The following is a 12,974-nucleotide window of genomic DNA, read 5'->3' on the forward strand; positions in this document are numbered from 1 at the left end:
GCGGGGGTGGGGGGCGACGGCCGGGGGGGTCGCCCCCCACCGCTCGTGCCCGGTTACGGGCGCAGCGCCCGCAGCAGCAGGTCGGCGAGGTGGTCGGCGACCTGCTGCGGGGTGAGCGGGCCGTCGGGGCGGTACCAGGTCGACAGGTGGTGGACCGAGCCGAAGTGGTAGTCCACGACCAGGTCGGCCGGGGTAGCGGTGGAGAAGACGCCCTCGCGCTGGCCCTCCTCGATGAGCGCGCGGAAGCGCTCGTGGTAGCGCCGGCGCTCGGCGCGCACCTGCTTGTTCTTCTCGGGGCTCAGATGGTGCATGGAGCGGAAGAAGATCATCGCGTCGTCGAGGTTCTCGATCGTCGTGACGACGACGTCCGCCGCCGCGCCCCTGAGCCGCCTCTCCACCGGCTCGTCCGCGTTCGCGAAGGTGTCGAGGCGCTCCTGCTGGATGCGCAGCACGCGCGCGTACACCTCGTGCAGCAGGTCGTCCTTGGAACCGAAGTAGTGGTACAGCGCCCCCTTGGTGACGCCGGCCGCCTCCACGATCTCCTGCACCGAGGTGCGGTCGTAGCCCTGCTCGGCGAAGAGGCGGGTGGCGGCGTCCAGCAGCCGCCGCGGGACGGGCGTACCGTCTCCGTCCGTCGTCCTGGGCACTGCCGCCACCTGCCTTTCCGTCGTGTCTATCGACTGTCGTTCCCGCTGTCCTGCGCCCGGGTGCGCAGTTCCCGCCGGAGGATCTTCCCACTCGCCGTCTTCGGCAGGTCGGGCAGGATCTCCACCTGGCGCGGGTATTTGTAGGCGGCCAGTCTCTCCCTGCAGTACGCCGCGAGTTCACCCGGGTCCGGGGCGGCGCCCGGGCGCAGGCTGATGTAGGCCTTCACGGTCTCGCCGCGGTAGCCGTCGGGGACGCCGACGACCGCCGCCTCGCGCACCGCCGGATGGGTGTACAGGACGTCCTCGACCTCGCGCGGCCAGACCTTGAAGCCGGACGCGTTGATCATGTCCTTCTTGCGGTCGACGACGTAGAGCCAGCCCCGCTCGTCCATGAACCCGATGTCGCCGGTGCGCAGTTCGCCGTCCGGGAAGGTCTCGGCGGTGGCGTCGGGGCGCCGCCAGTAGCCGGGGACGACCTGCGGGCCGCGTACGACGATCTCGCCCTGCTCCCCGAAGGGCAGCTCCTCGCCGCGGTCGTCCACGATCCGGACCACCGTGTCGGCGCCGGGCAGGCCGACCGAGAGCGTCCCGGAGACCGGGTCGACGGGCGCCTCCAGGCCGGGCGGCACGGAGGCGCAGGGCGCGGTGCACTCGGTGAGGCCGTAGCCGGTGCGGATGTAGGGCCCGAAGCGCTCGCGGAACCGCTCGACCAGGGCGGGCGGAACCGGCGCGCCGCCGGAGGAGATGTTCGCGAACGACGAGAAGTGCTCCGGGGTGACGTCCGGGTGCGCCGCGAGGGCCATGAACGCGGTGGACGGGCCGACCGTGTAGTGCGGGCGGTGCTCGGCGAAGGCGGCCAGGACCACACCCGGCTCGAAGCGGTAGGTGAGCACCAGGGTGCCGGCGCTGTTCAGACAGGCGCCGAGCTGGCAGACCATCCCGGTGATGTGGAAGAGGGGCGCGAGCGCGTGGTAGACGGGTGCCTCGGGCAGGGCGAGGCCGGTCCGCTGGCGCTCGGCGTTGTACATGATGTTGGCGTGGGTGTTGGTGGCGCCCTTGGGGGTGCCGCTGGTGCCCGAGGTGTAGCTGATGAGGGCGATGTCGCCGGGGCGCGGGTCGCGGCCCGCCGGAGCCCGGCCGCCCTGCCGGGCCACGGCCACGAGGTCGTCGGCGTCGGGGGCCTGGGGCAGCCGCTGGAAGGCGAGCACACGCGGGTCGTCGCGGGTCTGGAAGTCCAGCTCGCAGGCGGTGAGCACGATCCGCACCGGCGAGTCGGCGGCCGTGTCGCGCAGGTAGGACTCCCAGGACCGGTCGGAGCAGATCAGCGCGGCGACCTCGCCGTCCCGCAGCACGTGGGCGACCTCGGCCGACTTGTACATCGGGTTGACGGGCACGACGGTGGCGCCCGCCTTCCAGGCGCCGAGGACCGCGAGCACGAAGTGCGGGGAGTTCTGCAGCAGTACGGCGACCCGGTCGCCGCGTTCCAGACCGCGCCCGGCGAGGTGGCCGGCGACCGAGTCGCTCAGCTCGTCGGCCTCGCGGTAGCCGAGGCAGGCGTCGAAGTAGGTGAGGAAGGTGCGGTCGGGGGCCTCGGCCACCGCGCGGCGCAGGGCGTGCACCAGGGAGTCGGCGGGCTCGACCGGGGCCCGCTGGGCCTCGTCGAGCAGGGCCAGCCAGGGCCGGGTCGCGTAGCGGGAGTCGTTCACCGGGCGGCCTCCCACTTGCGCTGGATGTGGTTCATGCCGGACAGCCAGCGGTCGGGGGCCGCCGCCCGCGCCTGGTGGAACTCGGCCACCTCGGGATGCGGCAGGATCAGGAAGCGGTCGTCCTCGATGCCCCGGAAGAGGGCGTCGGCGACGTCCTCCGGCTCGATCGCGGTGGGCTGGAGCACCAGGTCGCCCGCGCTGCCGGTGGCGGCCAGCATGTCGGTGCGGACCCCCTGGGGGCAGATGGCGTGCACCTTGACCCCCCGGTGGCGGTAGGTGAGTGAGAGCCACTCGGCGAAGGCCAGCGCACCGTGCTTGGTGACGGCGTAGGAGGGGGCACCGATCATGGTCAGCAGCCCGGCGGCCGAGACGGTGGAGACGAACCGGCCGGCGCCGCGCTCCAGCCAGCCGGGCAGCAGCGCATGGGCGGCGCGGACGTGCGCCATCACGTTGACGTCCCAGGACAGCGCCCAGGCCCGCTCGTCCAGGGCTGTCCCGGCTCCGGGGTCCTCGAAGGCGACGCCCGCGTTGGCGCAGTAGACGTCCACCATGCCGCCGAGGGCGTCACGGGCCGCGTCGACGACGGCCGAGGCGTCGCCGGGCACCGCGATCCCGCCGATCTCCGCGGCCACGGACCCTGCCTTGGCCGCGTCCAGGTCGTTGACCACCACGCGGGCGCCCTCGGTGGCGAACCGCCGGGCCAGCGCGGCCCCGATCCCCCCGCCCGCTCCGGTGACGACCACTCCCGCATCCCGCACGGCTTCCACCATCGGTCTCCTTCTACACGACGCGACTCGGCTCGGCGACGGCCAGACTAACCGGTCGGTATGTGTGAGGGAAGGGCGGCCGGATCAAACCTAGGGGCGCGGGGCCGTTCCCGGTGCGCGGCTCCGCGGCGTGGGCGCGACCCCGCCACGCACGGCCCGCACTCCTCAGCCACGGAGGTCTCCTCGTGCACCTGTCCAGACGGAGCGTACTGGCGGCGGCCTCGGTCACCGCCACCCTCCCGGCGGTCCCGGCGACCGCCGCGGAGCACCCGCGCACGGGCTTCGAGCAGCTCGCGGCCGACGGGTACCGCGTCCTCGACGGCCGGCGCGTCGGCGTCGTCACCAATCCCACCGGCATCACCCGGGACGCCCGGCACATCGTCGACGTCATGCACGCGGACCCCCGAGTGCGGCTGACCGCCGTCTTCGGCCCGGAGCACGGCTTCCGGGGCACCGCTCAGGCCGGCGGCTCCGAGGGCCGCTACGACGACCCGGCGACCGGGCTGCCGGTCTACGACACGTATCTGAAGAGCGGGCAGCCGCTGGCCGACGTCTTCACCGCCTCCGGCGTGGACACGGTCGTCTTCGACATCCAGGACGTCGGCGCGCGTTTCTACACGTACATCTGGACCCTCTACGACTGCATGGAGGCGGCCGGGCTGGCGGGCAAGAGCTTCGTCGTGCTCGACCGGCCCAACCCGGTGACCGGCCGCTCGGCCCAGGGGCCGGTGCTGCACCGGGAGTTCGCCACGTTCGTCGGCCGGCAGCCGATCGCCCAGGCGCACGGGATGACGGTGGCCGAGCTGGCCCGGCTGTTCAACGGGGAGTTCCTGGACGGGCCCGTCCCGCTGGAGACGGTCCTGATGACGGGCTGGAAGCGCGACCGGTTCCTCGACGCCACGGGCCTGCCCTGGGTGCCGCCGAGCCCGAACATGCCCACCCCGGACACCGCGCTGGTGTACTCGGGGACCTGCATGTTCGAGGGCACCAACCTCTCCGAGGGGCGCGGTACGACCCGGCCGTTCGAGCTGCTCGGGGCCGAGGGCGTCGACGGGCGGTGGGCGGCCGCGGCCAACGCGGCCGGGCTGCCGGGCGTGCGGTTCCGGGAGGCGTACTTCACGCCCACGTTCTCCAAGTTCCAGGGGAAGACGGTCGGGGGCGTGCAGATCCACGTGCACGACCGCGCGGCGTTCGACCCGGTGCGCACCGGGATCGCGCTGCTGGTGACCGCCCGCAGGGTCTGGGACGGCTTCGCCTGGCGCCCGGACGACTGGATCGACAAGCTCACCGGCTCCACCCGGGTGCGCACGATGATCGACGCGGGCGCGGACACCGACGAGGTCGTCGGCGCCTGGCAGGACGAGCTGGCGGCGTTCCGGCGGGTCCGCGGGCAGTACCTGCTCTACAGGTGAGCCGCCCCCTCTGGCCAACTCCCCCGGCCCGCAGGACGATGCGCCCGGAACGCACCGTTTCGGGGCACGAGGGAGCCTGTCATGGCGGATCCTGGGATGAGCGTGACTCCCTACTGGGAGCTGACCTTCGACGCGGACGGGGACGTGGACGGCTCCGAACGGGACCGGCTGCGGGCCGGGGTCGGGGACCGCGGCGTCCGTGACCTGATCGTCTTCGCGCACGGCTGGAACAACGACCGGTCCGGCGCGACGGCGCTGTACCGCAGGTTCTTCGCCCCGGTCCCGGGCCTCGCCCCGCGGGCCCGGATCGGGTACGTCGGCGTCGTCTGGCCGTCGATGCGGTTCTGCGACGAGCCCATCGGGGACCTGCCCCGGTCGGTGGCGGCGCAGGCGGCGCCGGGCGCCGTGCTGGACCGGGACACCCGGCGCGCCCTGGCCGCCGCCTTCCCGGGCCGGGCCGACGTGCTCGACCGGCTGGCCCGGCTGCTGGACGAGCGGCCGGCCGGGGACGGGGGGCTCGCGGAGTTCGGGCGGCTGGTGCGCCTGCTCGTCGAGCCGGGACCGGGCGCGCCCGAGGTGGCGGACCTCCCGGAGGAGGACGGGCCGGTCCTGTTCCGCCAGGACCCGGCGGCGGCCTGCGCGGAGCTGGCCGGCGCCCTGGCGGGCCTCGACCCGGCGGAGGGGTTCACGCTGCCGAACCCCTGGAACGGCGCCAAGGAACTCCTGCGGCAGGCCACGTACTACACCATGAAGCGGCGTGCCGGGACGGTCGGCGAGCACGGGCTGGGGCCGGTCCTCGGGCGGCTGGCCGCGGCGGCGCCGGGCGTGCGGGTGCATCTGGTCGGGCACAGCTTCGGCGGGCGGCTGGTGTCCTTCGCGCTGCGCGGGCTGCCCGCCGGGGTGCGCGCGGTGAAGTCCGTGACGCTGCTCCAGGGCGCCTTCTCCCACTACGCGTTCGCCGCCCGGCTGCCGCACGACCCGGACCGCGCGGGGGCGCTCAGCGGCCGGCAGCGGCGGATCGACGGGCCACTGGTGTGCTGCTACTCGCGCTTCGACTCGGCACTCGCCACGTTCTACCCGCTGGCGTCGCGCTGCGCTGACGACGACCGCTCGGTCGGCGGGCTCGCGCTGGGCCGGATGCTGGGCGAGCGCTGGGGGGCGATGGGCCACGACGGGGTGCAGGGGGTGCCGGGGACCGGCACCCTGACCCTCGCCGCGGCCCTGCGCGGCCCGCTGCCCGCGTCGGGCTGCGTGAACGTCGACGCCGCGGCGGTGGTGCGGCGCGGCGGTGCGCCGAGCGGGGCGCACAGCGACATCGCGCACCCGGAGCTGGCGCGGGTGGTGCTGGCGGCGGGCCGTATCGGGTGACCCGCCGCCGTCGCCCGGCCGTCACCGGTGCGAGGTGTACTCCACGACCTGCTGGAAGGTGGGCCGGTTCTGCCAGCTGATCCTGCCGTGCTTGATGCCGCCCAGGGGACGCTGCGCGATGGAGTCGGCGCACCACTGGTCGCCCGCCGAGCACTGGTCGTCGCCGGGGTAGACCTGGGCCGCGGTCCGTCCGGCCGCCTCCTTCAGGGTCGCGATCAGGGCGTCCCGGCAGGCGGCGAGGCTGCCGCCGCCGCAGTACTTCCGCGCCAGGCCGTCCCGCACGGGTTCGCCGAGCACCGCCCGGAGGTCCTTGTCGACATAGCTCCACCAGCCGTACTGGAAGGAGCTGCCGGCGTGCGATCCGGTGGGGCCGTGGCCGGCCGACGGGGTCTCGTCCACGGGGAGGTTGCGGGTGAACGCGGTGTACAGGTCGCCGCCCAGGCCCGGTTCGAACTCGGCCTTCACCAGCAGCGGCCACCAGGCGTCCAGGATCCGGATGGCGTCCGCGTCGGCGTACTTCCTGGAGCCCGCGGAGGTCTCGGTACGCCGGGCCCCGGCGGTCACCCACGCCTGGAGCCTGCTCACCGCGGCGGCGGCCGTGGAGTCGGTCACCGGCGAGGAGCCGATCACCCGCAGCAGTTCGGGCAGGACGTCCTCGGCGCGCAGGTCGGTGAGGGCCGCGTCCGCCATGGCCTGCACCAGTGCGGCGCGGGTCACCCCGCCGGTCGCGACCAGTCCCGCCACCCGGTCGGCGAGCAGGTCGCCGCGGTGCACGGAGCCGTCGCCCCAGGACGCGGTCGTGTAGTCCTCGGCCTGCTTGTTGTTCCAGGAGATGTAGTAGTCCTGGTCGACGGAGTTCGGATGGGCGGAAGCCGGGGTGTAGTCGGCCGTGTTGGTGGCCGGGTCCCAGTTCCGCCACTCGTAGGCCGGCTCGGCCAGCACCGGGAACTCGGCGTCGACGCCGCTCGCCCGGACCGGGTTGTCGCCGCTGTTGTAGTAGGCGGTGTGCTGCGAGTCGGCGTAGAACCAGTTGAAGGTGTAGTTGATGTGCTGGGCCGCGCTCCGGAAGTCCTCCGGGCCCTTGACGTAGCCGGGGTCGTTCAGCATCTGGAAGCCGATGATCGAGTCGGCCTCGTGCAGGTAGGAGGAGCGCAGGGTGGTGTAGGCGACCTTCTTGCCGCCCACCGTCGCGCGGTACCGCACCGGCCCGTACTTCGTGCGCCACACCCGCATCGTGTACGAGCCCGCGGCGGTGCCGTCCGCCGCGGTGGGCTTCCAGGCGTTCTTCCGCTCGACCTGGTCCATGGCGGTGCAGGTGCCGTGGTAGAGGTAGTGGTGGTCGTCCTGGCACAGCTCGACGGCGTAGGTGTCGATGATGTCCTGGCCGGAGGTGGTCGCGCTCCAGGAGTAGTCCTGGCCTCGGCCGAGTTCGACGTACATGCTCAGGCCCGCGAAGGAGGCGCCGCGGGCGCTGATGCCGGGGCCCTGGATCTCCTGGAGCATGAGCAGTTGCGGGGCGAAGTAGCCGGTCTGCGGTCCGAAGACGGCGACGGGATGGCCGCCGGCGGTGTACTCGCCGCTGACCACGAGGGCGTTGGACATGCCGCGCCGGGCGGAGCCGAGCGCGGTCCGGGCGGCCGCGTCGGAGGCGCTCCTCGCGCTCGCGGTGGCGGCGCTGCCGGTGCGGTCGTGCACGAGCGGCTCCTCGGTCACCGAGCCGGCGTCGGGCAGCGCCGTCCCCCTGGGATCGGCGGGCCGGCCCGCGTACGGGAAGCTGCTCCCGTCGTGGACGGTGAGGGCCGCCTCGGCGTCGTTGCGCATCCGGAACGACTCCCAGACCCTGGTGCCCTCCTCCACGCCGTAGCGGGACTGGGCGGCGATCAGGGAGAGGGCGTTGTTCACCTCCCCGCCCCCGCCGGAGCCGAACAGCGAGCCGATGACGGAGGCCAGGGCCACCAGGTCGGTGATCTTGAAGTGGTCTATGGTGCCGGCGTTGGTGATGGCGTTCTTGTGGCCGGTCAGGACGTACTCACCGGGGAAGTAGCGGCCCCTGTCGGAGGCGTCGATGTAGGAGTTGATGCCGTCGAGATAGGCGTCCGCGTCGGCGAGGGCCTGCTGTCCGCGGGTGCCGTTGCGGGCGACGGCGTTGTCGATCTGCGTCTGCAGATCCGCCTCGGTGTACGGCGCGTCACGGTAGAACTGCTGCTCCAGGCCCTGGTTGGCGGCCGCGCCGCCCGCGAAGCCGGTGAGCTGCCCGCGGCCCACGTGCCGGAAGACGTCCATCAGCCACAGCCGGTCCTCCGCGGCCGCGTACCCGGCGCCGAACTCGGTGCCGTACCGGGTGGCGCCTGTGATGTGCGGCACACCGGTCTTCTTGTCGCGGACGATGGTCACGTCACCGCGGCCGGCCGGCTTCTCGGTGGAGGCGACCTGGTCGGAAGGGACGCCGAACGACGCGTCGTTGAAGAAGGTGTTGATCTTCGCGTCGGTAAGCCCGCGATATCCGGTGGCCAGGCCGGCGTAGGGGCCGAGCTGGTCCTCGGCGTGTGCGGGCTGGGTCCCGAAGACCTGGTTGAGCAGGATCTGGGCGAGGGTGGCGTTGCCGTTCTCACCGGGCGGCAGGACGTCCGAGCACCGGCCGCCGCAGTAGTCGTTCGAGGTGGCGGGCTCGGCGGCGGTGGCCCGGGCGACCGGGGAGAGAAGTCCGGCGACGAGAACGCATATCGACGCCGCCTTCAGGAACCCGTTGAGCCTGCGGGGAGTTCTCACTTCGTCGAACAGCACGTTGCGCGGGGCGCGCCGTGGCATGGCAGCTCCTCCCGACGGGGGTGGGCCGGACGTTACCGCCGGTATCCCCGAGATTGAAGATGAACATGCGTCAACTTTCGGAGTCACCGGAGCGGCGCCCGGCGGTCAACCAGGGGCGCCTTATGGGAGGGCATCGGAAAACGGATGGAGCCGGATCGTGTGTCGATACGTCTATTCGACGACGTCGCGAGGAACCCGTACGGCGACGGAGAAGTGACGCAAGAGCGGACGCGGGTGTGACGGAGGTGCATGGCGATGGCCGGATTCCGAAGTCTGGCGAGACAGGTGCGAGATCCGCGGTGTGATCTGGCGCTGCGGCGCTACTCGCTGCGCAAGTGCCTGGAGCGGTTCGCTCCTTACGGACACCGGGCGACCTGGGACCACCTGTGCTCCCGGGCCGGTTTCGGTCCGGAGGACCGGTCCCCCGACCCGGTGCGGCTCGTGGCCGCACTGGAGGAGTTGGAGGAGGCGCGGGCGGTCTGGCTCGGCTACGAGGCCGAGTTCGCCGAGCGCCGCAAGAAGGAGAAGCACGACGGGCTGCGCCGGCCGGGGACGGTGGACGACTGGCACCGGATGACCTGGGGCGGGTTCGGCGTCGCCTGGTGCGACGACCCCCGGATCCATCCCGGCGAGCCGCTGGCGGAGGTGCTGCGCCGGCTCATCACGGCCCTGAACCGGGAGCCGGGCGGGTGCTGTCCGGTCTGCGACGGCGAGCGGCTGGCCTGGCGGTACGGCCTCGACCACGATCCGTCGTCCGGCCCGGTCTGCACGGACTGCGGCATCCTCGTGCCCCGGCCCGTACTCACCCCGCGGGCGCTGGCCTGCTCCAGAAGCGAACGGCTGCTGATGTCGGCCTGATCCACGGCCCGGCCCGACCGGCGGTGACGCGTCAGGGGTGCGCCGGGGGAACCCGCACCCCTGACGCGCCCGGCCGGGCCCGGCCGCGCCGCTACGGCCCTTCCGTCAGCAGGCGGGAGCCGGTGAGGCGGCTGCCCGAGATGTCGTCCGGATTGGACAGGACGCAGTTGTCCAGGGACAGGCAGCCGCAGCCGATGCAGTCGGTGAGGTGATCCCTGAGCCGATTCAACCGGCGGATGCGCTCGTCGAGTTCGGAGCGCCACGCCTGCGAGAGGCGGGCCCAGTCCGAGCGGGTCGGGGTCCGCTCCTCGGGGAGCCGGGCCAGGGCCTCGCGGATCGTCGCCAGCGGGATGCCCACCCGCTGGGCCGCACGGACGAAGGCGACCCGGCGCAGGGTGTCACGGGTGTAGCGGCGCTGGTTGCCGGCGGTGCGGCGGCTGGCGATCAGCCCCTTGGACTCGTAGAAGTGCAGGGCGGAGACGGCGGCACCGCTGCGCGCGGACAACTGGCCGACGGTCAGCTCGTGGACCGTCTCGGGGATCTGGGGCACCCGGCAGAGCCTACCGACCCGGCCGGCCCGCCATCCGTTGACATCGCCCTCGCACCCGACCATGCTAAGCAGTTGCTTAGGAACGCGAGCGAGAGGCCGGGAACATGGCAGAACCGAGGACCTTCACCTCCCCCGACGAGCTGAAGGGCGCCGTGGGCGAACAGCTCGGCCACACGGACTGGCTGGAGATCGACCAGAAGCGGATCGACCTGTTCGCGGAGGCGACCGGGGACCACCAGTGGATCCACGTGGACCCGGAGAGGGCCGCCACGGGACCGTTCGGCACCACCATCGCGCACGGCTATCTCACCCTGTCCCTGCTGCCGCTCTTCGGCCCGCAGCTTCTGCGGGTCGAGGGCGTGCGGATGGGCGTCAACTACGGCACGAACAAGGTCCGGTTCCCCTCCCCCGTCCCGGTGGGCTCGCGGCTGCGCGCCACCGCGGCCATCACCGGCGTCGAGGACGTCAAGGACGGCATCCAGGTGACCCTCGCCTTCACCGTGGAGCGGGAGGGCGGGCAGAAGCCCGTGTGCGTCGCGGAGTCGGTGTCCCGGTACTACCTCTGAGCCGGGGCGGCCGGCTCGGCGCCCACCATGCGCAGCACGAGGCCGGCGTAGAGCGTGCCGACCTCCTCGGGCGTGCGGGGCCCGTCCACGTTGAACCAGCGGGCCACGTCGATGCAGAGGGACAGCACCGCCAGGGTGGTGCCCTGCACGTCCGGCACCCGGAACTCGCCCGCGGCGACACCGTCGTCGATGATGCCGCGCACCTCGGCGTCGACCTGGCGGCGCAGCGCGACGATCTCGGCGCGGGCCGCGGGACCGAGGGCGTCGAGTTCGTACTGCACGACCCGCGCGGTGGTGCGCCGCCCGGCGTGCCAGCGGACGAAGGAGCTGACGGCGTCGGAGAGCCGCTCGGTGGCGGTGCCCTCGCGCCGGGCCGCCGTGCGCAGGATGTCCAGGGCCTTGTCGTGGCCCAGCCTGCTGATCCGGTGGAGCAGCTCCTCCTTGGTCTTGTAGTGGATGTAGAGCGCGGCCGGGCTCATACCGGCGCGGCCCGCGATGTCGCGGGTCGTCGTCGCGTGGTAGCCGCGCTCGGCGAAGGCCTCCACGGCCGCGACCAGCAGCCGCCGCGCCGCGTCAGGGGTGACCTGTTCCCACGGCTCGACCTCGCCGCCGGTCGTCTCCTCCGCCGTACTCATCGCTCGCTCGCCCCTCTCGGTGACAGGAGCACCACCATACCGCCGAAGGTGAGCGCTCGCTTAGAGCGGCCGTTCGGTGAGGTGCGCGGGCCACCGGCGCCGCTCAGAGCTTCTCGAAGGGATCGTGCTCGGCGAGCAGCTTCTCCAGCCGGGCCTGGTCGACGCGGCTGACGATCCGCCCGGCTTCCTGCCGGTCCCGGATCACCTTGGCGAGGGTGAAGGCCGAGGTGACGAGGTAGAGGACGGCGATGGCCAGGAACGACCGCACCCAGGCGTCGGCGTCGAGCCGGAGGATGCCGACGGCGGTGGCCGCCATGGCGACCGCGAAGGAGGCGACGGCCTGACCGTAGAAGGCGGCCGTGTTCTGCTGCTTGACCGGTGTGTCACTCATGGGACGAGCATCGGCGGACGCGGCCCGCGCCACATCCGCCGGGATACTCAGAACGGCTACTCAGGAGGACCGGTACGAACGACTCAGAAGGCGGAGACCCCGGTGAGCTCCCGCCCGATGAGCAGCTTCTGGATCTGGCTGGTGCCCTCGTAGAGGGTCATCACGCGGGCGTCGCGCAGCAGCTTGCCGGCCGGGTACTCGTCGATGTAGCCGTAGCCGCCGAAGACCTGGAGGGCGTTGTTGGCGGCGCGGACGGCGGCCTCGGAGGCGAACAGCTTGGCCTTGGAGGACTCGACGGCGAACGGCCGGCCGCGGTCGATCAGGTCGGCGACCCGCCAGGTGAGCAGCCGGGCGGCGTCCACGTCGACGGCGATGTCGCTGATCAGTTCCTGCACGAGCTGGTGCCGGGCGATGGGCTTGCCGAACTGCTCGCGCTCGCCGGCGTACCGCACGGCCGCGTCCAGCGCGGCCTGGGCTATGCCGACGCATCCGGCGGCGACCGACATCCGCCCCTTGGCCAGCGCGGACATGGCGACGGAGAAGCCCTTGCCCTCCTCGCCCACCAGCGCCGAGGCGGGCACCCGCACATCGTCCAGGACCAGTTCGGCGGTGGCCTGACCGCGCAGGCCGAGCTTGCCGTGGACAGTGCGGCGGGTCAGGCCGGCGGTGTCCGTGGGCACCAGGAAGGCGGAGACGCCCCGGTGGCCCGGGGCGTCGGTGGAGCGGGCGAAGAGGAGCACGACGTCGGCCCAGGTGCCGTTGGTGATGAACATCTTGGTCCCGCTCAGGACGAAGCCGTCGCCGTCGCGCACCGCGCGGGTGGAGAGGTTGCCCGCGTCGGAGCCGGTGCCGGGCTCGGTGAGCCCGAAGCAGCCGACGTACGCGCCGGAGGTCAGCCCCGGCAGCCAGCGCCGCTTCTGCTCCTCGCTCCCCCAGGCGGCGACCGACTTGGCGACCAGCCCCAGGGACACCGACACGATCCCGCGCACCGAGGAGTCGCCGCGCCCCAGCTCCTCGGTGACCAGGCAGTACGCGAGATGGTCGCCGCCGGAGCCGCCGTGCTCCTCGTCGATGGTCAGGCCCAGGAAGCCGACCTCGCCGAGCTTCTTCACGATGCCCCGGTCGACCTCCTCGGACCGGTCCCAGTCGACCACGTGCGGGGTGATCTCACGCTCGACGAAGTCCCGGGCGAGCTGCCGTACGGCGGTCTGCTCGTCGCTCAGCTCCAGGTTCACCACGCGATCACCCCACACGGATAAGGATCTT

12 protein-coding genes are annotated in these 12,974 nt (G+C 72.8%); 4 read left to right on the forward strand and 8 right to left on the reverse strand.

All coding sequences use genetic code 11. From position 1 onward, the window contains the following. Window positions 1-53: 53 nt before the first annotated feature. The 3 genes from MXD57_RS13580 to MXD57_RS13590 are packed head-to-tail and all read right to left on the reverse strand — an operon-like array spanning window position 54 to window position 3,123. On the reverse strand, window positions 54-647 hold the full coding sequence (locus MXD57_RS13580) for a TetR/AcrR family transcriptional regulator (protein ID WP_250401645.1): 594 nt from the start codon (window positions 645-647) through the stop codon (window positions 54-56). Window positions 648-673: 26 nt separating this feature from the next. Then, window positions 674-2,353, reverse strand: a complete 1,680-nt coding sequence (locus MXD57_RS13585) for a class I adenylate-forming enzyme family protein (protein ID WP_250401646.1) — start codon at window positions 2,351-2,353, stop codon at window positions 674-676. Further along, window positions 2,350-3,123, reverse strand: coding sequence for an SDR family oxidoreductase (locus MXD57_RS13590; RefSeq protein WP_250401647.1), 774 nt, complete (start codon window positions 3,121-3,123; stop codon window positions 2,350-2,352). The genes MXD57_RS13585 and MXD57_RS13590 overlap by 4 nt, the downstream gene beginning before the upstream one ends. A 182-nt stretch (window positions 3,124-3,305) precedes the next feature. Here MXD57_RS13590 and MXD57_RS13595 point away from each other — a divergent pair, with 182 nt between their 5' ends. Together MXD57_RS13595 and MXD57_RS13600 are read left to right on the forward strand one after the other, a co-directional pair. Then, a complete protein-coding gene (locus MXD57_RS13595) occupies window positions 3,306-4,532 on the forward strand; it encodes an exo-beta-N-acetylmuramidase NamZ family protein (protein WP_250401648.1) in 1,227 nt (408 codons plus the stop codon). Between the two features lie 81 nt (window positions 4,533-4,613). Then, window positions 4,614-5,900, forward strand: a complete 1,287-nt coding sequence (locus MXD57_RS13600; protein ID WP_250401649.1) for a serine-threonine protein kinase — start codon at window positions 4,614-4,616, stop codon at window positions 5,898-5,900. A 21-nt stretch (window positions 5,901-5,921) separates the two neighbouring features. Here MXD57_RS13600 and MXD57_RS13605 read toward each other — a convergent pair whose 3' ends face one another. Then, a complete protein-coding gene (locus tag MXD57_RS13605; protein ID WP_250401650.1) occupies window positions 5,922-8,708 on the reverse strand; it encodes a penicillin acylase family protein in 2,787 nt (928 codons plus the stop codon). Between the two features lie 255 nt (window positions 8,709-8,963). On the opposite strand from MXD57_RS13605, the gene MXD57_RS13610 reads away from it, so the two are divergent. Further along, entirely contained in the window at window positions 8,964-9,566 is a 603-nt protein-coding gene (locus MXD57_RS13610; protein WP_250401651.1) for a hypothetical protein, read from the forward strand. Window positions 9,567-9,657: 91 nt separating this feature from the next. Here MXD57_RS13610 and soxR read toward each other — a convergent pair whose 3' ends face one another. Continuing rightward, window positions 9,658-10,116 carry a redox-sensitive transcriptional activator SoxR gene (gene soxR / locus MXD57_RS13615; protein ID WP_250401652.1) on the reverse strand — a complete coding sequence of 153 codons (459 nt, stop codon included), beginning with the start codon at window positions 10,114-10,116 and terminating at the stop codon, window positions 9,658-9,660. Window positions 10,117-10,220: 104 nt separating this feature from the next. Between soxR and MXD57_RS13620 the strand changes: the two genes are divergently transcribed. Further along, complete coding sequence (locus MXD57_RS13620) at window positions 10,221-10,682, forward strand: MaoC family dehydratase (RefSeq protein WP_250401653.1); 462 nt, start codon at window positions 10,221-10,223, stop codon at window positions 10,680-10,682. Here MXD57_RS13620 and MXD57_RS13625 read toward each other — a convergent pair. From MXD57_RS13625 to MXD57_RS13635, 3 genes are all read right to left on the reverse strand, one after another. Further along, window positions 10,673-11,317 (reverse strand): TetR/AcrR family transcriptional regulator, encoded by a 645-nt coding sequence (locus tag MXD57_RS13625; RefSeq protein ID WP_250401654.1) that lies wholly within the window; start codon window positions 11,315-11,317, stop codon window positions 10,673-10,675. The two genes, MXD57_RS13620 and MXD57_RS13625, sit on opposite strands and share 10 nt — an antisense overlap. 103 nt (window positions 11,318-11,420) lie before the next feature. Further along, complete coding sequence (locus MXD57_RS13630; protein WP_250401655.1) at window positions 11,421-11,708, reverse strand: YiaA/YiaB family inner membrane protein; 288 nt, start codon at window positions 11,706-11,708, stop codon at window positions 11,421-11,423. A gap of 83 nt (window positions 11,709-11,791) precedes the next feature. Then, window positions 11,792-12,943, reverse strand: coding sequence for an acyl-CoA dehydrogenase family protein (locus MXD57_RS13635; protein ID WP_250401745.1), 1,152 nt, complete (start codon window positions 12,941-12,943; stop codon window positions 11,792-11,794). Window positions 12,944-12,974: the final 31 nt, after the last annotated feature.

The sequence above is a fragment of the Streptomyces cellostaticus genome, from assembly GCF_023630175.1.
Classification (GTDB): domain Bacteria; phylum Actinomycetota; class Actinomycetes; order Streptomycetales; family Streptomycetaceae; genus Streptomyces; species Streptomyces cellostaticus_A.

Bases quoted from the DNA above. Each gene is read 5' to 3' on its own strand.
- MXD57_RS13600 (WP_250401649.1), top strand. From the start codon at position 4,614: ATGGCGGATCCTGGGATGAGCGTGACTCCCTACTGGGAGCTGACCTTC.
- MXD57_RS13630 (WP_250401655.1), bottom strand. From the start codon at position 11,708: ATGAGTGACACACCGGTCAAGCAGCAGAACACGGCCGCCTTCTACGGT.
- MXD57_RS13590 (WP_250401647.1), bottom strand. From the start codon at position 3,123: ATGGTGGAAGCCGTGCGGGATGCGGGAGTGGTCGTCACCGGAGCGGGC.
- MXD57_RS13610 (WP_250401651.1), top strand. From the start codon at position 8,964: ATGGCCGGATTCCGAAGTCTGGCGAGACAGGTGCGAGATCCGCGGTGT.
- MXD57_RS13620 (WP_250401653.1), top strand. From the start codon at position 10,221: ATGGCAGAACCGAGGACCTTCACCTCCCCCGACGAGCTGAAGGGCGCC.
- MXD57_RS13625 (WP_250401654.1), bottom strand. From the start codon at position 11,317: ATGAGTACGGCGGAGGAGACGACCGGCGGCGAGGTCGAGCCGTGGGAA.
- MXD57_RS13605 (WP_250401650.1), bottom strand. From the start codon at position 8,708: ATGCCACGGCGCGCCCCGCGCAACGTGCTGTTCGACGAAGTGAGAACT.